20 protein-coding genes are annotated in these 22,291 nt (G+C 30.7%); 14 read left to right on the top strand and 6 right to left on the bottom strand.

All coding sequences use genetic code 11. From position 1 onward, the window contains the following. Positions 1 to 229 precede the first annotated feature (229 nt). The 13 genes from ppsA (at position 230) to ACS5L2_RS05100 (ending at position 14,305) form a co-directional block, all read left to right on the top strand. A complete protein-coding gene (gene ppsA / locus ACS5L2_RS05160) occupies positions 230 to 2,506 on the top strand; it encodes a phosphoenolpyruvate synthase (protein WP_459200963.1) in 2,277 nt (758 codons plus the stop codon). A 70-nt stretch (positions 2,507 to 2,576) separates the two neighbouring features. After that, positions 2,577 to 3,020 carry a phosphopantetheine adenylyltransferase gene (locus ACS5L2_RS05155; RefSeq protein ID WP_459200962.1) on the top strand — a complete coding sequence of 148 codons (444 nt, stop codon included), beginning with the start codon at positions 2,577 to 2,579 and terminating at the stop codon, positions 3,018 to 3,020. Continuing rightward, on the top strand, positions 3,017 to 3,931 hold the full coding sequence (locus ACS5L2_RS05150) for an AEC family transporter (RefSeq protein WP_459200961.1): 915 nt from the start codon (positions 3,017 to 3,019) through the stop codon (positions 3,929 to 3,931). Before ACS5L2_RS05155 ends, ACS5L2_RS05150 begins: the two co-directional genes overlap by 4 nt. Positions 3,932 to 4,029: 98 nt before the next feature. Beyond that, complete coding sequence (gene galU, locus ACS5L2_RS05145) at positions 4,030 to 4,878, top strand: UTP--glucose-1-phosphate uridylyltransferase GalU (RefSeq protein ID WP_459200960.1); 849 nt, start codon at positions 4,030 to 4,032, stop codon at positions 4,876 to 4,878. 44 nt (positions 4,879 to 4,922) lie between these two features. Then, positions 4,923 to 5,801, top strand: coding sequence for an NAD-dependent epimerase/dehydratase family protein (locus ACS5L2_RS05140; protein ID WP_459200959.1), 879 nt, complete (start codon positions 4,923 to 4,925; stop codon positions 5,799 to 5,801). Positions 5,802 to 5,829: 28 nt separating this feature from the next. Then, on the top strand, positions 5,830 to 7,332 hold the full coding sequence (locus ACS5L2_RS05135; protein ID WP_459200958.1) for a flippase: 1,503 nt from the start codon (positions 5,830 to 5,832) through the stop codon (positions 7,330 to 7,332). 5 nt (positions 7,333 to 7,337) lie between these two features. After that, on the top strand, positions 7,338 to 8,393 hold the full coding sequence (gene gmd, locus ACS5L2_RS05130) for a GDP-mannose 4,6-dehydratase (protein WP_459200957.1): 1,056 nt from the start codon (positions 7,338 to 7,340) through the stop codon (positions 8,391 to 8,393). A 9-nt stretch (positions 8,394 to 8,402) separates the two neighbouring features. Beyond that, positions 8,403 to 9,326, top strand: coding sequence for a GDP-L-fucose synthase family protein (locus ACS5L2_RS05125; RefSeq protein WP_459200956.1), 924 nt, complete (start codon positions 8,403 to 8,405; stop codon positions 9,324 to 9,326). Between the two features lie 336 nt (positions 9,327 to 9,662). Next, positions 9,663 to 10,259 carry an FkbM family methyltransferase gene (locus ACS5L2_RS05120; protein ID WP_459200955.1) on the top strand — a complete coding sequence of 199 codons (597 nt, stop codon included), beginning with the start codon at positions 9,663 to 9,665 and terminating at the stop codon, positions 10,257 to 10,259. Between the two features lie 302 nt (positions 10,260 to 10,561). Beyond that, positions 10,562 to 11,494: a UDP-glucuronic acid decarboxylase family protein gene (locus tag ACS5L2_RS05115; RefSeq protein ID WP_459200954.1), complete on the top strand. Its 933-nt coding sequence runs from the start codon at positions 10,562 to 10,564 to the stop codon at positions 11,492 to 11,494. Continuing rightward, positions 11,494 to 12,435: a nucleotide-diphospho-sugar transferase gene (locus ACS5L2_RS05110; protein WP_459200953.1), complete on the top strand. Its 942-nt coding sequence runs from the start codon at positions 11,494 to 11,496 to the stop codon at positions 12,433 to 12,435. Before ACS5L2_RS05115 ends, ACS5L2_RS05110 begins: the two co-directional genes overlap by 1 nt. Next, on the top strand, positions 12,432 to 13,196 hold the full coding sequence (locus ACS5L2_RS05105; RefSeq protein ID WP_459200952.1) for a class I SAM-dependent methyltransferase: 765 nt from the start codon (positions 12,432 to 12,434) through the stop codon (positions 13,194 to 13,196). The genes ACS5L2_RS05110 and ACS5L2_RS05105 overlap by 4 nt, the downstream gene beginning before the upstream one ends. Next, a complete protein-coding gene (locus ACS5L2_RS05100; protein ID WP_459200951.1) occupies positions 13,193 to 14,305 on the top strand; it encodes a glycosyltransferase family 4 protein in 1,113 nt (370 codons plus the stop codon). Before ACS5L2_RS05105 ends, ACS5L2_RS05100 begins: the two co-directional genes overlap by 4 nt. Before the next feature lie 13 nt (positions 14,306 to 14,318). Here the strand turns inward: ACS5L2_RS05100 and ACS5L2_RS05095 are convergent, their stop codons facing one another. The 6 genes from ACS5L2_RS05095 to ACS5L2_RS05070 form a co-directional block, all read right to left on the bottom strand. Further along, positions 14,319 to 15,086 (bottom strand): glycosyltransferase family 2 protein, encoded by a 768-nt coding sequence (locus tag ACS5L2_RS05095; RefSeq protein WP_459200950.1) that lies wholly within the window; start codon positions 15,084 to 15,086, stop codon positions 14,319 to 14,321. Between the two features lie 78 nt (positions 15,087 to 15,164). After that, the gene (locus tag ACS5L2_RS05090; RefSeq protein ID WP_459200949.1) at positions 15,165 to 16,517 is read right to left on the bottom strand and encodes a Gfo/Idh/MocA family oxidoreductase; all 1,353 of its coding nucleotides are present in this window, start codon (positions 16,515 to 16,517) and stop codon (positions 15,165 to 15,167) included. Between the two features lies 1 nt (position 16,518). Then, positions 16,519 to 17,682 carry a CDP-glycerol glycerophosphotransferase family protein gene (locus tag ACS5L2_RS05085; protein ID WP_459200948.1) on the bottom strand — a complete coding sequence of 388 codons (1,164 nt, stop codon included), beginning with the start codon at positions 17,680 to 17,682 and terminating at the stop codon, positions 16,519 to 16,521. Beyond that, on the bottom strand, positions 17,679 to 18,530 hold the full coding sequence (locus tag ACS5L2_RS05080; protein WP_459200947.1) for a glycosyltransferase family 2 protein: 852 nt from the start codon (positions 18,528 to 18,530) through the stop codon (positions 17,679 to 17,681). The genes ACS5L2_RS05085 and ACS5L2_RS05080 overlap by 4 nt, the downstream gene beginning before the upstream one ends. Next, positions 18,511 to 19,896 (bottom strand): mannose-1-phosphate guanylyltransferase/mannose-6-phosphate isomerase, encoded by a 1,386-nt coding sequence (locus tag ACS5L2_RS05075; protein ID WP_013999514.1) that lies wholly within the window; start codon positions 19,894 to 19,896, stop codon positions 18,511 to 18,513. Before ACS5L2_RS05075 ends, ACS5L2_RS05080 begins: the two co-directional genes overlap by 20 nt. Further along, on the bottom strand, positions 19,893 to 20,846 hold the full coding sequence (locus tag ACS5L2_RS05070; RefSeq protein WP_459200946.1) for a hypothetical protein: 954 nt from the start codon (positions 20,844 to 20,846) through the stop codon (positions 19,893 to 19,895). Before ACS5L2_RS05070 ends, ACS5L2_RS05075 begins: the two co-directional genes overlap by 4 nt. Positions 20,847 to 20,939: 93 nt before the next feature. On the opposite strand from ACS5L2_RS05070, the gene glmM reads away from it, so the two are divergent. Further along, positions 20,940 to 22,283: a phosphoglucosamine mutase gene (glmM, locus tag ACS5L2_RS05065; protein WP_459200945.1), complete on the top strand. Its 1,344-nt coding sequence runs from the start codon at positions 20,940 to 20,942 to the stop codon at positions 22,281 to 22,283. Positions 22,284 to 22,291 lie beyond the last annotated feature (8 nt).

Here is a 22,291-nt window from a genome sequence, read left to right as displayed (position 1 = left end):
AGGTTTATGATATACCCTACACATCAAATGTATATAAATGTTTCTATTTTGGTATTTTAGTTCCTATTTTATGAATAAATTAAATATATTTTAAAAAATAAAATTATTAAATTACAAGACCGAAATTAACCCTACAAAATATTATATATCTGAGATGTATAAAATAGAAATTGTAATCATAGTTATTTTTGATAGAAGAAACATGAATTGAACGAATGGAGGATTCAACATGAAATTGATAACTTGGCTTGATGACCTTAGAAATGATGATGTTGATATTGCAGGTGGAAAAGGAGCATCTTTGGGAGAAATGTGGAATGCGAAATTGCCTGTCCCTCCGGCATTTGTCGTCACTTCAGAAGCTTACAGGTACTTTATCAAAGAAACTAAGCTTCAAGATGAAATCGAAAGAATTTTGTCAAATATTGATGTGAATAACAATGAAGAATTGAACAAAGCATCAAAAGATGTTAGATATGCAATTGAACATGTTAAAATGCCAGATGATTTGAAATTGAGCATTATCGAGTCATACAATAAAATGTGTGAAATGAACGGCGACGATGAAACGTTTGTTGCAGTAAGAAGTTCAGCAACAGCAGAAGATTTGCCTGATGCAAGTTTTGCAGGCCAACAGGAAACTTTTTTAAATATGAAAGGGGATGAACAGGTTTTAAAAGCAGTTCAAGAATGTTTTTCATCATTATTTACTCCAAGAGCTATTTTTTACAGGGAAGAGAAAGGATTTGACCATTTTGAAGTTGCACTTGCCGCAGTAATTCAAAAAATGGTAAATGCAGATCATGCTGGTGTCATGTTTACCGTAAACCCGATAAATCAAGATTACAACCAGATGGTAATCGAGGGAGCTTGGGGGCTTGGAGAAGGGGTTGTCAGCGGAACGGTAAGCCCAGACACGTATATTGTTGCAAAAGATACTCAGGAAATTTTAAGCATTAATGTTGCAAAAAAAGATACAATGTTTATAAAAGATGCTGACGGGGTTACAAGAGAAGTGAAAACTCCAGAAGATTTAATCGAAAAGCAAGTTTTATCAGAAGAGTTAATTAAAAAACTCGAAAATGTTGGTCAAACAATCGAAAACCACTACAAAAGGCCAATGGATATTGAATGGGCCATTGAAAAAGGAGACATTTACATGTTACAGGCAAGACCGATTACAACATTAAATGATAAAAAAGAATCAAAATCTTCAAACGAAATTGAAGGAAAAATTTTGTTGAAAGGAATTGGTGCGTCCCCAGGAATTGAATCAGGAAAAGTAAAAATTATTTCAGAAATTGAAGAAATTGGAAAAATTCTTGATGGAGACATTTTAGTTACAAAAATGACAACTCCAGACATGGTTCCTGCAATGAAAAAGGCAGCTGCAATCATTACTGATGACGGTGGATTGACTTGCCACGCGGCAATTATTTCAAGAGAGCTTGGAACGCCTTGTGTAGTTGGAACAAAAGGGGCTACGAAAAATTTAAAAAATGATGAATGTGTCACTGTTGATGGTGAAAAAGGGATTGTTTACGAAGGAAAAGTGGGCAAGACTGAAGAAAAAGCAACTGCTCAAGTAGTTTATGCTGGGGCTCCTGTAATCACTGCAACAGAAATAAAAGCAAACGTGAGCATGCCAGAAGTTGCAGAAAGAGCGGCTGCAACCGGTGCTGATGGAGTTGGACTTTTAAGAGCAGAACACATGATTTTAGGAACCGGCGTTCACCCTGGAAAAATTTTAAACGATCAGGGAGAAGATGCACTAACTGAAGTATTTGCTGAAGGTATCAGAAAAGTTGCAGATGCATTTTACCCAAGACCCGTTACATACAGAACCCTTGATGCTCCAACCGATGAATTTGTTGGCTTGAAAGGCGGTGAAGACGAGCCTCATGAACACAACCCCATGATGGGTTGGAGAGGAATCAGGAGAGGTCTTGATGAGCCTGAAATTTTAAAATGTGAATTAAGGGCTATTAAAAAATTAAAAGATGACGGATATAGAAACATTAACGTGATGATTCCATTAGTTACAAACGTTGATGAAATAAGAAAAGTAAAAGAACTTGCAAACGAAGTTGGTTTAAAACTGAGATTAGACGTAGAATTTGGTGTAATGGTCGAAACTCCTGCTGCAGCTTTGATAATTGACGATATTATCGAAGAAGGAATCGATTTTGTAAGCCTTGGAACAAACGATTTAACCCAGTACACGATTGCAATCGATAGAAACAACGAAAACGTTTCAAAATACTACCTTGAAAACCACCCTGCAGTTCTCAAATTAATTGAACTTGTAATAACATCATGTAAAGGTGCAGGCGTAAAAACTTCAATCTGCGGTCAGGCTGGAAGCAGGCCACAAATCGTTGAAAAATTAGTTGAATGGGGAATTACAAGTATTTCTGCAAATATTGATGCAGTAGAAACAATCAGAAACGTTGTTGCAAGAACTGAACAGAAAATTATTCTTGAATCTATCAGAAAACAAAAATAATTCTTTCTTTTTTATTTTTTTAATATTATATCACTTAATTTTAATTTACAAATGTGTTGGTGTTTTTGAGATGAAAGTTGTTATTGGGGGTACTTTTGATATACTGCATAAAGGCCACGAAAATCTATTATTACACGCATCAAAATTTGGAAAATTATTCATTGGAATTACAAGCGATGAATTTATAAAATTATATAAAAAACACGATGTAAATCCAGTAAATATTCGAAAAAACAATTTAAAAAAGTTTTTAGATGCTAAAAAAATTGATTATGAAATAATGGTAATTAATGACATTTATGGAAACTCGATTTCGGAAAAGTATGACGTAATTGTCGTAACTCCTGAAACAAAAGAAAATGCCGAAACTATAAATAAAATAAGGATTAAAAATGGACTAAAACCTTTAACTATTGAAGTTTATGACTTTTTATTGGCAAAAGATAATATTCCAATTTCGACTACGAGAATAAGAAATGGAGAGATAGATAAACAAGGAAATTTAAAGCGATGATAATTATGGACATCATGTATGTTATTGTATTTTTGATATTAATGGGCTATATTTCGAGGCATTTTAAAATACTCGATGAAAAAGACAGGATGGTCTTAAATAAAATAGTAATTTATATTGCAATGCCTGCAACGATATTTTTGCAGTTACTTACAAATGTGACGCCGTCAGACCTCCCGGAATTTATGAAACTTCCGATAATAATATTCATTTCAACAGCAGTATGTGCACTTTTGGCTTATTTTGTTGGAAAATATTTAAAATTAGATAACAAATCACTTGGCGGGTTTGTACTTGTTGCATCTATTGGAAATACGGGATTTTTAGGATATCCGGTAATTCTTGGGTTTTATGGGGAACCCGGTTTGTTAAGGGCAATATTTTGTGATATGGCAGCAATTTTTTGCAGTATGCTTCTTGGAACATATATTGGAGTTAAATTAAGCGGTGCTAAAAAAAGCATTTTAAAAGAAGTTTTTACATTTCCACCATTGTTTACTGCAATCGTTACATTAATATTGGTGGTATTACACGTGAAATCATCAATGTTTCCCGATTTTTTTATAAAATCGCTTGAATACATGTCAAGTGCGACAATTCCGTTAATAATGATATCGCTTGGGCTTTCGTTATCTCCAAAAGCTGCAAAATTTGGAATATTTTACGGAATTTTGGCATCCATATTTAGAATGGTAATTTCTCCATTGGTGGCATTTCCGATTTCCGAAAGTATTTTATCAAACCAGTTAGATAAACAGGTAACGATAATGCAATCAGCAATGCCTTCTGCAATGATGCCATTAGTTTATGCAGTAATTTATGACTTGGATGTAAGGCTCGTTGCTTCAGCATGTTTTGTATCGACAGTCGTGTCTTTACTCGTGCTTCCAGTGATCTATTCTGTACTGTGATTTTATAAGGTTACGTGAATTTAAACAATTCATAAACCTCATAATTTTATATATTATTTTAATGATAATAGTAGTACAAAACTCGAGGGGAACGATTAATGGGAAAAAAAGCCATCATACCAGCAGCCGGATTTGGAACAAGACTTCTTCCAATTACAAAAGCACAACCAAAAGAAATGTTACCAGTACTTGGAAAGCCAATTATCCAGTATGTAATTGAGGATTTGACAAATGCTGGAGTTGAGGATATATTAATAATTACAGGCCGTGGAAAATACGCGATAGAAAACCACTTCGATAGAAATTTTGAACTTGAAGAACGGTTAAAAAAAGATGGAAAAACTGAATATTTGAAAAAAATTTCAGAAACTGATGACCTTGCAAATATTTACTACACGAGGCAGGGAACACAAAGTGGTCTTGGAGATGCGGTATCTTGTGGAGATGAATTTGTCTGTGAAGATTATGTGATTATAATGGTAGGCGACACCATTTATTCTGGAAATGTCCCAAAAAAATTGATTGAAACCCACGAAAAATACGGTTGTTCAGTAATTGCACTTGAACGGGTTCCAAAAGAAGATGTTTATAAATACGGGGTAATTTCTGGGAGCGAAATTGAAAAAGGAATTTTTAAAATAGACGACCTTGTAGAAAAACCAAGTGTGGAAGATGCACCATCAAATTTGATAATTACTGGCGCTTATTTATTATCTTCAAAGATATTTGAACACTTAAAAAATACAAAGCCCGGGAGAGGCGGGGAAATCCAGCTTACCGATGCCATGAAGTCTCTTTTAAAAGAAGAAAAAATAATTGGTGTTGAAGTTGATTTTAAAAGGTATGATATTGGGGATATTAAAGGATGGCTTGAAGCAAACGTTGAACTTGGAATTGAGCATATTGATGGATTTAAGGAATACATTCAGGACTTATGTAATAAATAAAAAATATACTTATTTTTTTAATAAACCGTAAATCTGGTGAAAATTTGAAAATTTTGGTAACAGGTGGTGCAGGATTTATCGGAAGCCACATTGTCGATATGTTAATTGAAAACGGGCACGATGTATCCATATTAGATAATTTAAGTACGGGAAATGAAAAAAACCTGAATAAATCTGCAAAATTTATCAAAGGAGATATTTTAGATAAAAATTTAGATTTAACAGGCTTTGATTGTGTAATTCATGAAGCAGCGCAGATTAATGTTAGAACATCCGTAGAAAACCCTTGTTTCGATGCAAATACAAACATTCTTGGAACAATCAATATTTTAGAAAAAATAAAAGAATACGGCGTAAAAAAGATTATATTTTCTTCATCGGGTGGTGCAGTTTACGGGGAACCAGAATACCTTCCAGTTGATGAAAAACACGCCATAAAACCACTTTCCCCTTATGGATTAAGTAAATTTTGTGCAGAGGAATATATTACGTTTTATAATAGACTTTATGGGATCGAGTACTGTATTTTAAGGTATTCTAATGTTTACGGGGAAAGACAGGACCCGCTTGGTGAGGCAGGTGTAATTTCGATTTTTATAGATAAAATGAAAAAAGGAGAACAACCTGTAATTTATGGTGATGGCAACCAGACAAGGGATTTTGTAAATGTTAAAGATGTTGCAAGAGCTAACTTGATGGCATTAGGTTGGAAAAATGAAATAGTAAATATCGGTTCTGGAAAAGAAACATCAGTAAATGAACTTTTTAAAATTATTTCTTCAATAACAGGTTTTGATAAAAATCCAATTTACGAAAAAGAAAGAGAAGGCGAAGTTTATAAGATATATATTGATTATAATTATGCTAAAAATTTAGGCTGGACTCCAGAATTTGAATTAAAAGACGGGATTAAAGAGATTTAATATTATTTTTATGTTTTAGGGGATATTATTGAGCTACAAGGAAAGAATGATCAAAGGGGCAGGTTGGAATTTTTTATTTTTAGTTTTGGCAGCCCCTATTGGTTATTTTGTGCGAATACTTTATGCGAATTCCTTAACAAAAGTTGAAGTCGGTTTATTTTATGCAATTTTTGATTTAATAGGTATGATTGGAATTTTTAGGGGTCTTGGATTAAATAATGCAGTAGTATATTTTATTCCAAAATTTTTAGTCCAGAAAAGAAATGATCTGGTAAAATCAACATTAATTTCAGTTTTAATTATCCAGACCTTGGCGGCAGTTTTGTTAGCATTTTTGATGTATTTATTTTCCCCGATAATCATAAACAATTACATAAACAGCCAAAATCAGTTTGGAGATGTTACAGTAATTTTTTTAGTATTTTTAATAATGGTTTTTGGATACTATATTTTTGATGGGATTAAGGGCGTGGTATTTAATTCTATTCAGGGTTTTCAAAACCAGAAAATATTTAGCACCTGCAATTTTTTAAATATATCAAGTATTTTAATTTTATCCGTTATTTTTATTTATTTTGGTTTTGAGGCATATTCTCCAGCGCTTGCCTATACAATTACATCGATTTTAATGATTGTAATTTACGGGTTAATTTTTTTAACGAAGGTATTTCCAGAATTTTTCACTGAAAAGTTTAATGTTTCAAAAAAACTTTTAAAAGATATTTTTTCGTATAGTATGCCCATAATGTTTGGAAGTGCAGGATTTTTAATAATGGGGTACCTTGATTCTATATGTTTAACTTACTTTACCGGGCTTGATGCAGTTGCAGATTATAGGAATGTTGCAATGCCAACTGTCACAGTTTTAAGCTATTTTGCAGGAGCAGTATGTAGGGTATTACTTCCGATGAGTACAGAAATGTGGGAAAAGGGGGAGAAAAAGAATCTTTCAGAAGGTTTAAAAAATATACTGTCATATTCATTTATAATTTCAGTTCCGCTTGCAGTAATTTTAGCATATTTCCCGACAGTTTTGATAAACTTGTTTTTCAATGAAAATTATTTAACTGCGGCACTTCCAATGTCGATTTTAAGTTTTGGAATAATATTTTTATCAATGAATAATATTGTATTTAATGTATTCAACGGGATTGGAAAACCGCATCTTTCAACAAAAATTCTGTATATCGGTGCAGTATTTAATTTAATTTTTAATTTGTTATTGATTCCAAAATTTGGAACAATCGGGGCGGCATTTACTACGACCATGAGTTATGTTTTAATCCAAGGTTTACAGGCGCGCTATTTAAATAAATTTTTAGATTATAAATTCCCGATTAAAAAATTTATATTATGTGTAATTTCTTCGTTAATTTCGATAATACCATTATTCGTAATAAAAGAAATGATTTTTAATGATTACCTGTTGATTTTATTATCTGGTATTGTGTATTTTATACTGTATTTGTTATTAATTCTTGTATTAAAAATATTAAATATAAATGAATTAAAAAGTCTTAAATTTTGGTGAAGTGAATGAAAAGAGCTTTAATTACTGGAATTACGGGTCAGGATGGTTCTTATTTAACAGAATTTCTTTTAGAAAAAGGCTACGAAGTTCACGGGCTTGTTAGGCGATCAAGTACAATAAATACTTGGAGAATAAATCACCTTTACAATAATTCAGAAGTCCTTGATAAAAAACTTTTTTTGCATTATGGGGATTTAACAGATATTACAAGTCTCACAAGTATAATCGGAAAAATAAAACCTGATGAAATTTATAATTTGGCTGCACAAAGCCACGTTAAAGTTTCTTTTGAAATTCCCGAAGTTACTGCAAATATCGATGCTCTTGGAACTTTGAGAATTCTTGAAGCAGTCAGAATTTTGGGTTTAGAAAAAAGTACTAAACTATATCAGGCATCCACTTCAGAGCTGTATGGGAAAGTTTTAGAAACTCCCCAATCAGAAACAACTCCGTTTTATCCAAGAAGCCCATATGGAGTTGCAAAACTTTATGGATACTGGATAATTAAAAATTACCGTGAAGCATACGATATTTTTGCATGCAATGGAATTTTATTCAACCACGAGTCTGAAAGAAGGGGGCTTACATTTGTTACTCGAAAAATAACTGTTGGATTAGCAAAGATAAAATTGGGATTACAAGAAGTTTTAGAACTTGGTAATTTAGATGCTAAACGGGACTGGGGCCATGCAAGAGATTATGTAAAAGCAATGTATTTAATGCTGCAGCAAGAAGTTCCCAAAGACTACGTTATTGCAACTGGGGAAACCCATTCTGTTAAGGAATTTATTGAACTTGCAGGAAAATTCCTTGGAATGGACATCTATTTTGAAGGAACTGGTGTTGATGAAGTTGGAATTGATAGAAATACTGGAAAAACAATAATCAAAGTCAATGAAAAATATTTTAGGCCCACAGAAGTAGATTTACTTTTGGGAAATCCAGCTAAGGCTAAAAAAGAATTAAAGTGGGAACCTAAAATTAAATTTGAAGAACTTGTCGAATTAATGGTAAAATCAGACTACGAATTATTGAAAAATGGGAATTTTGAACTGTATTAGGTGAAAAATATGGATAAAAATAGTAAAATAACCATTTGTGGTGGGTCGGGTCTTGTAGGAAGTTCGATTTTTAGGCAGCTTTTAAAACAAGGTTATTCAAATATAGAATGTCCATCAAGTAAATCAGTCAATCTTTTGGATAAAAATCAGATTGAAGAATACTTAAAATCAGAAAAACCGGAATATTTATTCATGGTTGCAGGGTTAGTTGGTGGAATTTACGGTAACATGAAAAGAAATGCGGACTTTTTGTACCAGAATTCGGTTATGATCCTGAATGTTTTAGAATCAATTAAAAATTATTCTAAAGATACAAAAATACTTTATACTGGTTCTACCTGTATATACCCAAAAGAAAATCCACAACCAATTTCTGAAAACAGGCTTTTAAATGGTCCTTTAGAAGAATCTAACAAAGGTTATGCTCTCGCTAAAATTTTAGGGATTGTTGGATGCGAATTATATAATAAACAGTATGGTATAAACTCAGTGTGTGTAATGCCAACAAACATGTACGGTCCAAACGACACTTATGACCTTGAAGATGGACACTTTATTCCTTCTTTAATTAAAAAATTTGTCGATGCAAAGAATAACAATTCAAAAGAACTCACGTTCTGGGGAACTGGAATTCCAAGAAGAGAATCTCTGTATGTCGATGACTGTGCTGATGCATGTATTTATTTGATGGAAAATTATAACAGTCCCGATATTATAAATATTGGAACAGGATTTGACTATTCGATAAAAGAATACATTGAAATTATGAAAAAAGTGCTTGATTTTGATGTTGAAATAAATTGGGATTTATCAAAACCTGATGGGGTTTTTGAAAAAAGAACAGATATTTCAAAATTAAAACAGATAATGCCTAAATTTAATCCTCGTAGTTTTGAAGACGGGGTTAAAGAAGTTTTGAAAGCGGATTTTTAAATAATTATCAAATAATTTTATTATTTATACAATGTTCAATAGGGTTTTTCAGTGATAACCAAAATAAAAAATTTAAAAAATGATAACGGATTTATGACGTACTTTAAAAATACGTCTTGGTTATTCTCTGAGAAAATATTACGGATATAAACAAAATCTATTTAGGTTAGTCATATCAAGAGTTATTTAAATAATTAATAATTATACGGTGATATTATTCTAAAAAAGACTATTTTATCAATATTTCCTGATCTATTAGTTCGTAAATTAGCCAATATTAAAAATGAAGTGTTTGGGGGATATTTTTTAAAATCATATTCGCAAGAGGGTGAAGATATGATTTTGAGAAGATTTTTTGAAACTCAAAAAACGGGGTTTTATGTAGATGTTGGTGCCCATCATCCCAAAAGATTTTCTAACACGTATATTTTATATGAAATGGGATGGAGGGGAATTAATATCGATGCAATGCCAGGATCCATGAAAAGATTTAATAAGATACGATGTAGGGATATAAATATCGAAAAGCCTATTTCAGACAGGCAAGAACTTTTAACATATTACTCATTCAATGAACCTGCTTTAAACGGGTTTTCTAAAGATTTATCTGAACAAAGGGATGGTAAAAATGGATATTATATAATATCTGAAAAAAATATTGAAACAACGACTTTAGAAAGTATTCTTGATGATTATTTGCCGAAAAATCAGCAGATAGATTTATTATCCATTGATGTAGAAGGTTTAGATTATCGTGTTTTGAAGTCAAATAATTTTGAAAAATATCGACCAAAAGTAATTCTTATTGAAATTTTAGAAAATGATTTTGAGAATATTTTTAACAATGAAATATACTGTTATCTATATAACATAAACTATTCCGTATATGCAAAAACAGTCAATACCATATTTTTTGTAGATAACGCCGTATAGTTATAACCCCGTATTTTAGTAAATTTAGAATTTAAGTCAATTGAAGAAAAATCAATAGTTGTTAAAAGATTATATAAGAATAGGTTCAGTGTCGGACTTTACCTTTTCGGTTAAATTATGCTTATTATCTTATTAACCAGTAATTTTTTAAATCATAAAAATTCAAACAGTATCGCCTAAGGAAGATAAATATCTTAAATTGGGTTTTTAATGACCATTTAACTTTTTAAATATTTGGAGAATATATTGATAACACATGGTTTTAAGTTATATATTTAAAAATTTATTAAAAAGTGGATAATATGAAAAAAATACTTGTAACTGGCGGAACTGGATTTTTAGGAAGTCATTTATGCAAAAAATTACTCGAAATGGACAATGAAGTAATTTGCATGGATAATTTTTATACAGGAAATAAATCAAACATAGAAAATTTAATTAAGAATTCAAATTTTAAAGTGATAAAACACGATGTAACAAACCCTGTAGATATAACTGTGGATGAAATTTATAATTTTGCATGTCCTGCATCACCAATTCATTACCAGTATGATCCCGTCAATACTATCAGAACCTCTGTTTTAGGTGCCATAAACTTGTTGAATCTTGCAAAAAATACTGGTGCAAAAATACTTCAAGCAAGTACAAGTGAGGTTTACGGGGATCCGGAAGTTCACCCGCAAAATGAATGTTATTGGGGAAATGTTAACCCAATAGGTATTAGATCATGTTATGATGAAGGAAAACGTTGTGCAGAAACTCTCTTTTTTGATTATTGTAGACAATACCTGGTTAACATAAAAGTGATCAGGATATTCAATACCTATGGTCCAAATATGTGTGTAAATGATGGTCGTGTTGTAAGTAATTTTATAGTTCAAGCTCTTAAAAATGAAGATATTACTGTTTATGGTGAGGGTATGCAAACCCGTTCATTTTGTTATGTAACTGATTTAATTGAGGGAATTGTAAAAATGATGAATTCAAGAGACGGGTTAACTGGTCCAGTTAATCTTGGAAACCCTTCTGAATTTACGATACTGGAACTTGCAGAAAAAGTGATTGAATTGACAGATTCTAAAAGTAAAATTGTTTACAATCCACTTCCAAAAGATGATCCGATGCAAAGAAAACCCGATATAACACTTGCAAAGAATGAATTAAACTGGGAACCAAAAATAAATCTCGAAGAAGGTTTGAAGAATACTATTGAATATTTTAAAGGTGTTATTTAATGAATAATGAAAAATTTGTTCCTGAAAAGCCATTAAATACTCCTGTTTTATTTTTAATATTTAATAGGCTTGATACCACCAAACAAGTTTTTGAGATAATACGTGAAGCAAAACCTCCAAGGCTTTACCTAGCTTCAGACGGCCCTCGAGAAAACAGAATGGGCGAAGATGAAACAGTAAATGCTGTTCGGGGTTATGTACTTGATAGTATTGACTGGGATTGTGAGGTAAAAACCCTTTTTAGGGACAAAAATCTCGGCTGCAAGTATGCAGTTAGTGGTGCAATCACGTGGTTTTTTGAGAATGAGGAAATGGGTATAATTTTAGAAGACGACTGTCTACCAAGTCAGAGTTTTTTCTGGTTCTGTGAGGAGTTATTGAACTGGTATAAGGATGATTTAAGAATATGGCAGATATCTGGGGACAATTTTCAAAATGGAATTCAAAGGGGCACTGGGGATTACTACTTTTCAAGATACATCCATATCTGGGGTTGGGCAACTTGGAGAAGTCGGTGGAACTGTTACGACGTAGATATGAAAAACTTTGAAACATTTTCTAATAATTTTGAAATAAAAAATGTTTTTAATCATACTAAAACACAACGTCATTGGATAAAATTATTTAAAGAAGCATATCTCGGAAATGTAGATACTTGGGATTATCAATGGTTTTATTGTGCATTATCAAATAATGGCTTGGGAGTTATGCCAAACAAAAATCTTGTGACAAATATTGGTTTTGGTTTAGATGCTACACATACTAAAAATGAAGATTCTAAAAATGCTAATATAAATAGACATGAAATTTCATTACCTTTAATACATCCTGAGTTCATAACGCCAAATTGTAATGCAGATGAGTATACCTTTAAGTATATTCTTCAAAATGGCCTATTGGATGGTATTGTATATAAATTAAGGTATTTGGTGGGAAAGTGAAATGTAAAATATGTAACTGTGAAAGCAATGAAGTGTTTACTGCAAAAATATTGAATAAATATGATATTAAATATTATCACTGCGATGAATGTGGATTTTTACAGACTGAAAATCCATATTGGATTGATGAAGCTTACTCTCAACCAATAAATTCCTCAGATACTGGTTACATGAGACGAAATATTCACTTATCTTATGAACTCATAATACTGTTATTCTTATTTTTCAACACTTCTGGAAAATATGTTGATTATGCTGGAGGTTATGGCGTTTTTGTTCGGTTAATGAGAGATATTGGTTATGATTTTTACTGGCAAGACAAGTATGCAAAAAATCTTTTTTCAAATGGTTTTGAATGGAAATGTGGTAATGTGGATGCAGTAACAACTTTTGAAAGTTTTGAACATTTTGAAAACCCTCTTGAGGACTTAGAAAAAATTCTTTCTATTTCTAGAAACATTATATTTAGTACGACACTTTTGCCTAAAAAATTACCAAAACCTGATGAATGGTGGTATTATGGGCTTGATCATGGCCAACATGTCTCATTCTATTCCAAAAAAACTTTTAAGTATATTGCAAAAAAATATGGATTAAATTATTCAAATATCGGAAGCTTACATCTTTTGACTGAAAAGAAAATTCCAAAGTTCTTGTTACCAATTTTGAAACTTAGGGTACTTGGAATACATAACGTTTTAAAAATTGGATTAAAAAGTAAAACTTGGTCTGATTATTTATTAATGAGTAGAAAAAAATGAAAATACTTTATGATCATCAAACATTTACAAATCAAAAATATGGCGGTATTTCAAGATATTTTTATGAATTGATAACTGAATTTGAAAACATGGCTGGCATAACTACAAAAACATCAATAATGTTTTCAAATAATCATTACATTTCAAATTCTTTGAATATGCCCCATAATAAGTTTCTTCCGAAATACGAGTTTCGAGGAAAATCACAGTTAATGACCCCTTTAAATAAAGTTTGTTCAATAAAAGATATACAAAAACAAGATTTTGATATATTCCATCCTACTTATTATGATACCTATTTTTTAAAACATTTAAAAAATAAACCCTACGTTTTGACAGTTCATGATATGATACACGAAAAATTTAAAGAAATATTTTTGAAAATTGATAAAACAACAAAAAATAAACGAATTTTAGTGCAAAATGCGACAAAAATAATTGCAATATCTGAAAATACTAAAAAAGATTTAATGGAGTTATATGGCGTAGATGGTTCCAAAATCGATGTAGTTTACCATGGTAGTTCTATGGTTCCGGAAACAGCTGTTAAAAAAATGAATAATTTACCTCAAAAATATATATTATATGTTGGAAGTAGGTGGAAATATAAAAATTTTGATGTATTTTTGAAAGCAATTTCACCGTTGCTTGTTAAAGAGACAGATTTGTATTTATTATGTATCGGCGGAGGTGGATTTAGTTCACAGGAATTGAAATTATTGGGTGAATGTAATATTAAAAATAAGGTATTTCAGTATAATCTAAACGATGAAATGTTAATGGAATGTTACACTAATGCAGCATTGTTTGTGTTCCCCTCACTTTATGAAGGCTTTGGAATTCCAATTTTAGAGTCGTTTGCTTGTAAATGTCCTCTGGTCTGCAGTAATACAAGTTCATTTCCTGAAGTAGCAGGTAATTCTGCAGTATACTTTGACCCATACGATCCAAAATCTATATTGGATGCAGTGGAAAGAGTATATTACAATAAAGAACTGAGAACCAAAATGGTTAAAAATGGAGAAGAACGATTAAAATATTTTTCATGGAGTAATACTGCTACATGTACTAAAAAAGTGTATGAAAGTATTATTAATAATACGTATTGATATTTAATATTAATCATCTATTTAATATTTTATATATAAAATATGAAATCATGAACTCAATACGGTTTAAGTGTCTTTTTTTAACAACTTTAAAACATTCTTCATTTTCTTTTTTAAATTGTTTACCGTATGACTGCGATTCCTCAGTATGCCTTCTTTTCGAAACGATTACATCAATAAATACCCATTTAGTATCATTTCTTATTCTCATCCATAAATCAGGGTCCATGCCGGATTTTAATGATTCATCAAAGTAGCCATGCTTTTCGAAAACATCTTTTTTTATGAATACTGACTGGTGAGGTATAAAATTTACCCATTTAATTAATTCTTTACCTAATTTATTGGATGAACTTCTTTGAAAAAATTTAAATTTTGAGAGATACATTCCAATGGGTTTTAAATCGTAGTCGATATGTTGTGATTTTCCATAAACCCAATCGTAATCATTTAATAGTTTGGAAACCTTTTCCAATACTTCAGGATTATAAAATAGGTCATCTGCATGAAGGTGGATTATATATTTTCCTTTTGATTTTTTAATTCCTTCATTCATTGCGTTAGATATTCCTTTTTTTGGTAGCGAATAAACATGTACTTTTTCGTTATTCTTTTTGTATTCATTTATAATTTTTAATGTATCGTCACTCGAAGATCCATCTATGAAGATATGTTCGTAATCAGTAAATGTTTGGGAAAGTATGCTATCAATACACTCACTGACATATTTTTCACTATTGTATGTGCAGGTTATAATTGAAAATAATGGATTATTTGGCATGAATCATCCTCGATATTGTAATTAATATAATGTTTGATCGATACTGCGGGGATTTAAAATATATGTATTATTGAAAATTTAATTTATTGAAATTACCCCTTCATTGTTTAGGAATTTTTCAATGAGTTCTATTATTTTCAATGATTCTTCCGGAGTTAATATATGAGTTGAGCTTTTTTTATTTTTAATTAAATTAACAAATTCCGAAATTTCATAACGTAGCCCATCTCCATCAAAAGATTCACAGTACCGCTTATTTTCATTAAAATTTTCCATTCGAATTTCAAAATATTCTGTTTTCCACCAGGGGGATGGAACGTATATGTAACCTTTAGTTCCTGAGATAACCAAGTCTCCTTCAGATTTAACACCCAATCCTACTTTTCCAACCCCTATACAATTATTATATACCATATTAATCTGTGTAAATAAATCCACATCTTTTTCAGAGTTTTTGTAACTATAAAAAGAAATATCATTCATATTTAGTCCACATAATTTTAAAATTGGAAGTAATACATAGGAAGATAGTTCAGTAACGCTGCCTCCCAATAATTGGGGATTCAATTCTCTAAGATTTTCACCTACCAACTTTGTGAATGTCGCTTCAACATGTTTAATTTTTCCAATGGTCCCACTTTTTGCCAAATTAATAACTTTTCTAAATCCTGGGCAGTATGCAGTTTTTATGGCATCCATTAAAACTAAGTTGCTCTGTTTTGCAATTCTAAATAACTCTAAAGTATGTTCTTTTTTTAATGTTAGTGGCTTTTCACAAAGAACGTGTTTTCCGCTTTCCAATGCTTTTTTTGCATATTCATAATGTGTGTGGTGGGGGGCGGCAATATATACTGCATCAATATTATCTAAAAATTCTTTAAAATCGTCTGTACAAAATGATAAGTCATGTTTCTTACAAAATAATTTCGCTTTTGAGATATTTGGGTGATACACATTTTCAGTGTCTACTCCACTTACGAATCTTGCTTCAGGTATGAATCTTTCAGCGATTCTACCACATCCTACGATACCTATTTTCAAGACGCCGCGTAATTCTGTACTTGATATCCCTTTGGTTCTTTCAAGGTAGTTAACCGTACAATATTCGTTTAAATAATCAAATTTTCCTTTCCAATCTGAACCAATTGCAAAAATATCTGCATTATATTTTTGAATATCGTCTATTTTCTGCCCATCATATTCTTCAACAATTATTTTATCTGCAAGTCCCGTCCGTTTAACATTCATTATTCGTTCTGTTAAGCTTTGATTTACATTTAATTTTCCCCTATTTTTGTCATAGTTTTCGGAAGTTACCCCTACAATAAGATAATCGCCCAATTCTTTAGATCTTTTTAGAATGTTTAAGTGGCCTACATGAAACATATCAAAAGTTCCATATGTAATAACTATTTTTTCATTTTTGTCCATATTAACCCTTTTTTAGTAATTCAATAATTTTTCTTGAAGAATTCCCATCAGAGGCAGCGTTAAATTCATTCAATGTTCCAATGTATGTTTTTTTATAATGATTATCCTTAACCAAGATTTTAAGATTTTTAAGCACATACAATAATTCTTCTTCAGTATATGCAAAAGGTCCAGGTAATTTATCGACAATATTAAAATAAGTATTTCTGTTATTATTTAGGTAAGTCTCTAAGTCATATAAATAACTAATAACTGGTTTTTTCTGAACCATAAAATCAAAATAAACGCTGCTGTAATCGCTGATTAGAATATCGGATATTAGTAATAACTCCTGGATATCTGAAAATTCTGGACCTGTTTCAATTATGTTATCATAATTTTTTATATCCATATTTTTTGTAAATGGATGCTTTTTAACGATTAAATAATAATTGTATTCTTTTAAAAAATGATTAAGTTGTTCCAAGAAATTTTCTGAAAATGGTGAAAGATCTGATTCAGTATCTCTAAATGTTGGGGCATACAATATAATTTTGGAGGCCTTTGGAACATTTAATTTTGAAAGAACTGAACTGATTAATTCATCCGTTTTTTCAAAAAAAATGTCATCTCGGGGGTACCCTGTAGTAACTACATTTTTATTTTTAAATGCACTTTGAAACTTTTTCTTGCAGAATTCTGATGGTGCGATAATTGTATGTATCATTTTACATTCAAGCAATGAAAAAGTTCTCATAAAAAATTCAATAATGTTTTTAGGATGTACTAAAAAACTTTTTTCGTCATCAAACATAATTTTTTTAATGGGGGCGCCATGCCACAAATTAATTACATTAAATCTTCCTAAAAAATGTGAAATACTTAAATCTCCAGTCATACCATTGACAAATAGGTATTCAGCCCTTAATATTAACCAGAAAGTTTTGATCGAGTTATTTAACAAAAAATGGTAATGCCCACTATGGTCTGTGACTTTTGAAAAATTATCAACTATATAATGGCATTCAAACCTCTTTTGTTTATTGCAATATAAAAATAGGTATTTAGAATTGCCTGCAAAATCTTTATGTCCATCACCAAAAAGGAAGAGGCCTTTTTTCTTTGGAATAATGTAGCTTAAAATAAAAAGAGATACTAAGTTTAAGCCGATTAATACGTTTTTCATTTTTCCAGCCCGATTTTGTTTTCACGGTAATTCAAAACCTTAAATAATTTTAAAACAAATTTTGAGGGTAAAAAATACATTAAATACCCTAAACAATAATAAATTACTCCAAAAACACTAAAAAACTTTTTATTAAAAAGCCATTTTTTCTGAATTTTTAATGTATGGCTCAAAGTCTTTTTTAATTTGGTCGATTTACTTTGAGTTTTAGTAATTCGATATTTTAATAGATCTTCGTTTAAATTTCCTATTTTATAATTATTTGCAAATTTAAACCATAAATCGTAGTCTTCACATACTTCAAAAACTTCATCGTAATATCCAACTTCGTTTAAAACTGATTTCTTAATCATTACCGAAGGTTGTGCAAACTGATTTTTTTTAACCATATTTTTAATTATTTTTTTAAAATCTGTTTCATATTTTCTATATCCAATTATTTTGGAATTTTCATCAATTATCAAAGTATGACTTCCAATCAACCCGTAATCTAAGTTTTTTTCCAAGAAATTAACTTGCTTTTCAAGTCTTTCAGGCATTGAAACATCGTCACTATCAAAAATTGCAATATACTTTGAATTTAGGGACATCAATTCAAAACCTTTATTTCTTGTTTTTACAATTTTTAAGTTCTGTTCGTTTCTAAACTCTTTGATTCTATTATCTTTTTTAGCGTAATTTTGGATTATATTCCACGAGTTATCTGTTGAACAATCGTCGATTATAACAAACTCAAAATTCTTATAAGTTTGATTTAAAATCGATTCGATAGCTTCAGCTAAATATTTTTCATTATTGTAATTAGGCATTATAACCGAAACTAATGGATTATTTTCTTCCCCATTCATCGTCAAACCTTATTATATCGTCTTCTTCAAAATATTCTCCAATCTGGATTTCTATAAGTTCAAGAGGTAATTTTCCGGGGTTTTCGAGCCTATGTTTTAAACCGGATTTTACAAAAGTACTTTCTCCATTTCTTACAAAGTATTCGTTTCCTTCAACAGTAACTTTTGCCATACCTTTTACAACAACCCAGTGTTCGCTCCTGTGGTGGTGGAGCTGGTAGCTTAATTTTTTTCCCGGAAGAACGGTAATCTTTTTAATTTTATAGAATTCCGAATCTTCTAAAATTTCATAAATTCCCCATGGTCGGTAAACTCGTTTGTGAAATTCTGCTCTTTCGTCATTTTTTGTTTTTAAGATATTTACAATGTTTTTTACTTTTTCAGACTGATTTTTTTTACATATTAATAAAGAGTCCCTCGTATCAACGATAATGGCATCATCGATACCAATTAGTGAAACTATTTTTTTATCCGCGGTATTTATCAAATTTCCGCTTGAATTTATGCAGATATTTTCATTTTCAGTTATATTTTTATTTTCATCAATTTCAAATTCATCGTAAAATGCATCAAAGCTTCCAAGGTCGTTCCATTTAATTGTTATGGGAACAACAGCAACTATTTTTGATTTTTCCATTATTCCGTAGTCTATTGAAATATTTGGAATAATTTCAAAGATTTTTTTAATATCTTCACTTTCAAAATTTTCAAATGCATTATATAATTCTGGCGCGTAGATTTTAACTTCATTTTCAAAGAGTTCCGAATTTAATAAAAACATGCCACTATTCCACAGGTATCCTGCTTTAATATACTCTTCAGCAGTTTTTAAGTCGGGTTTTTCCTTAAATTCTTCAACTACATTTCCATTTTCATGTTTTTCTCCAGGTTTTATGTAGCCGTATCCAGTATGGGGTTTATTTGGATTTATTCCAAAAGTTAGCAGGTATTTTTTTGCTAAATTATCCGAGTTTAAAAATGTTTCAAGGAGTAATTCTTCGTTTTCTATTAAATGGTCTGATGGAAATACTGCAATATTAAATTCCCCGTGCTTTTTAAAATGTTTAACGCCATAATATATTGCAGGAAGCGTATTTTTAGCAACCGGTTCAATAAGTATGTTTTCTTCTGGAAAGTTTAATCCTAATTCTTCGATCTGCCCTAAAACTAAAAATTTATACTTTTCATTCGTTACTATGCAGATGTCTTCTAAATTACCATTTGAGAGTTTTAAACTCCTTTCGAACGTTTTTTGAAATAAAGATTGGTTTAATTTTTTAAATTTTATAAACTGTTTTGGGAAATATTCTCTACTAAGCGGCCAAAGTCTTGTTCCACTTCCGCCTGCTAAAATAATCGATTTCAAACTTTCACGTCCAGAAATTTTTTAAAATTTTTAATATTCCATCTTCCAAAGTAAGTATGATTTCCATTTAATTTAATGTGGTTTAATGTTAGGCCATATTTTAAATATAAAAGTTTTGGAACCCTTGCAGTGACATTTATTTCGTTTTCATTATCCTTTAAAATAAAAAATGGTTTCAAATAATCAATTTTTGGGTTATTATAAGCAATATTTACAAGTGCCGGGTAATGAATTCCATTAATTTCGCCAAAAAACCAGCCCTGAATTTTGTCCCATAATGACTGTTTTAAATAGATGTACTGGCAATCAAAATTTTTTCCATCAAAATCTATTGAAAATTTTCTAATTCTCGAGTTATTTAATTGTTTATTAAACAGATTAATCGATTTTGAAAGGTCCATTTTATATTTTAAAATTAAATTTTTTGGAGGTATTTCTTTTTTCAAAATGCAATTTTTAACAATATTATATTCTTTTAATTTGTAAACAGAATTTAAGTTTGAAACGTATTCTTTCAACTCGATATTGTATTTTGAAAAATAATAAGTTTCTCCAAAAATTACCTCTTTTACGAGGGGTTTATATGCATCCGGAACTTTATTTTCGGCAAAATTTAAAATTAATTCTTTTAATCTCTTTTTTTCAGAATTATTGAGTTCCAAATAAGTTTTTGAGTAATTAAAATTATTATTTTTTAAAAATAAAATCGATTCTTTTTCAGAATTAAAAAGAGGAATTTCGTTGAAATAATAAATCATTTTAAATAATGGGTAATTTTTACCGTAAAGTGTAAGATCATTTTCAATTGTTCCGATCCCTAAATTTTTTAGGGTATTTTCTTTGCATTCCACGTTTTTATTTTTATAAATGCTATCCAAAACATTTAAAAAATCTAAAATTTCTTCGTTATTAGTTTCCATTCCAATCTCAAAAATCAAATCCGATAACATTTTAAACCCCTAAAAATCAAATCCTTTATATGTATGATTAATTAAAAGGATATAAAGTATTAGATTAGGCGTTAATTTGTGCTTGGTGAAATCTTGAAACTTTTTGGGACTTCCGGAATCCGAATGAAAAATTTAGACCCGTTAATTGCATACAAGGTTGGTTTTGCAATTTCGAAGAATTTTAAAAAGGCAGTAATTGGAAGGGATACGAGAACTACTGGAAATTTAATTGAAAGTGCAATTACGGCAGGACTTTTAAATGGCGGATGTGATGTAACTACAATTGGCATGGTTCCAACCCCAGTTTTAGGATACTCTGCAAGGGACTATGATTTAGGGATTATGATTACAGCTTCCCACAATCCTCCTGAATACAATGGTATAAAATTATTTAATAAAAATGGGACTGCATTTGACCCAAAACAGGAAGAAGAACTCGAAAAAATAATCGAAAACGGCGATTTTAAAGAATGTGCTTGGGATAATATTGGCAGTGTTTTAGAGGACAAAACTGCGGTTAAAAAGTATTTCGACTACATTTTACAAAATTTAGATATAAAAACAAATTTTAATGTTGTTGTTGACTGTGCAAATGCAGCAGGGTGCATTGTCTCTCCAAATATATTTACCGAAGCTGGATGCAAGGTAATTTCTGTAAATTCGCACTGTGACGGAAGATTTGTTGGCAGGATGCCTGAGCCAAATGAAAAAAACTTAAAAGAAACCGTTGATATTGTAAAAGGATTAAATTCAAACGGCAGAAATTATATCGGGATTGCACACGATGGCGATGCTGACAGGATGATTGCAATCGATGAACTTGGAAGAGTTACTGATTTTGACAAGCTTTTAGCCGCATTTTGTAAATATATCGTTCAAAAAACAGGTGCCGACAAAATTGTCACAACTGTTGACGCTTCAATGGCAATCGATGAATATTTAAACGAATTTGGGGCCAAAGTAATAAGAACCAAGATTGGTGATGTTGCGGTAGCTGAAGAACTTGAAAAAACAGGCGCCATTTTTGGAGGGGAACCTTCTGGAACGTGGATACACAGGGATATTCATTTAACTCCCGATGGTATTCTTTCAGGACTCAGAGTTTTAGAAATGATGGAATTTTACGGTAAAAAATTGTACGAAATTATTGACGAAGTTCCATCATACTGCAACATGCGTGAAAAAATATCGTGCCCGGATAATTTAAAACAAAACGTAATGGATTACGTCTCAAAAGAAGGCAAAAAAATATTTAAAAAGAAACCTGAAACTCTTGATGGGGTTAGATTCTCGTTTGAAAAAGGCTGGATATTAATAAGGCCTTCTGGAACCGAAAGCTACGTTAGAGTTAGGGTTGAAGCAAAAGATGAAGATTTTGCAAAAGAATTGATGGAAACAGGAATTTCAATGGTTAAATCAGGAATATCTGAAAATTAGGGTGGTAA

The sequence above is a fragment of the Methanococcus mangrovi genome, assembly GCF_054506835.1.
This window is presented reverse-complemented; position numbering and strand designations above follow the sequence as displayed.

What these genes read in the sequence shown, in the direction of transcription:
- ACS5L2_RS05100 (WP_459200951.1), top strand. Translation starts at nt 13,193, where the DNA reads ATGAAAATACTTTATGATCATCAAACATTTACAAATCAAAAATATGGC.
- ACS5L2_RS05070 (WP_459200946.1), bottom strand. Translation starts at nt 20,846, where the DNA reads ATGTTATCGGATTTGATTTTTGAGATTGGAATGGAAACTAATAACGAA.
- galU (WP_459200960.1), top strand. Translation starts at nt 4,030, where the DNA reads ATGGGAAAAAAAGCCATCATACCAGCAGCCGGATTTGGAACAAGACTT.
- ACS5L2_RS05080 (WP_459200947.1), bottom strand. Translation starts at nt 18,530, where the DNA reads ATGAATGGGGAAGAAAATAATCCATTAGTTTCGGTTATAATGCCTAAT.
- gmd (WP_459200957.1), top strand. Translation starts at nt 7,338, where the DNA reads ATGAAAAGAGCTTTAATTACTGGAATTACGGGTCAGGATGGTTCTTAT.
- ACS5L2_RS05095 (WP_459200950.1), bottom strand. Translation starts at nt 15,086, where the DNA reads ATGCCAAATAATCCATTATTTTCAATTATAACCTGCACATACAATAGT.
- ACS5L2_RS05090 (WP_459200949.1), bottom strand. Translation starts at nt 16,517, where the DNA reads ATGGACAAAAATGAAAAAATAGTTATTACATATGGAACTTTTGATATG.
- ACS5L2_RS05125 (WP_459200956.1), top strand. Translation starts at nt 8,403, where the DNA reads ATGGATAAAAATAGTAAAATAACCATTTGTGGTGGGTCGGGTCTTGTA.
- ACS5L2_RS05110 (WP_459200953.1), top strand. Translation starts at nt 11,494, where the DNA reads ATGAATAATGAAAAATTTGTTCCTGAAAAGCCATTAAATACTCCTGTT.
- ACS5L2_RS05155 (WP_459200962.1), top strand. Translation starts at nt 2,577, where the DNA reads ATGAAAGTTGTTATTGGGGGTACTTTTGATATACTGCATAAAGGCCAC.
- ACS5L2_RS05120 (WP_459200955.1), top strand. Translation starts at nt 9,663, where the DNA reads ATGATTTTGAGAAGATTTTTTGAAACTCAAAAAACGGGGTTTTATGTA.
- ACS5L2_RS05115 (WP_459200954.1), top strand. Translation starts at nt 10,562, where the DNA reads ATGAAAAAAATACTTGTAACTGGCGGAACTGGATTTTTAGGAAGTCAT.
- ACS5L2_RS05085 (WP_459200948.1), bottom strand. Translation starts at nt 17,682, where the DNA reads ATGAAAAACGTATTAATCGGCTTAAACTTAGTATCTCTTTTTATTTTA.
- ppsA (WP_459200963.1), top strand. Translation starts at nt 230, where the DNA reads ATGAAATTGATAACTTGGCTTGATGACCTTAGAAATGATGATGTTGAT.
- ACS5L2_RS05150 (WP_459200961.1), top strand. Translation starts at nt 3,017, where the DNA reads ATGATAATTATGGACATCATGTATGTTATTGTATTTTTGATATTAATG.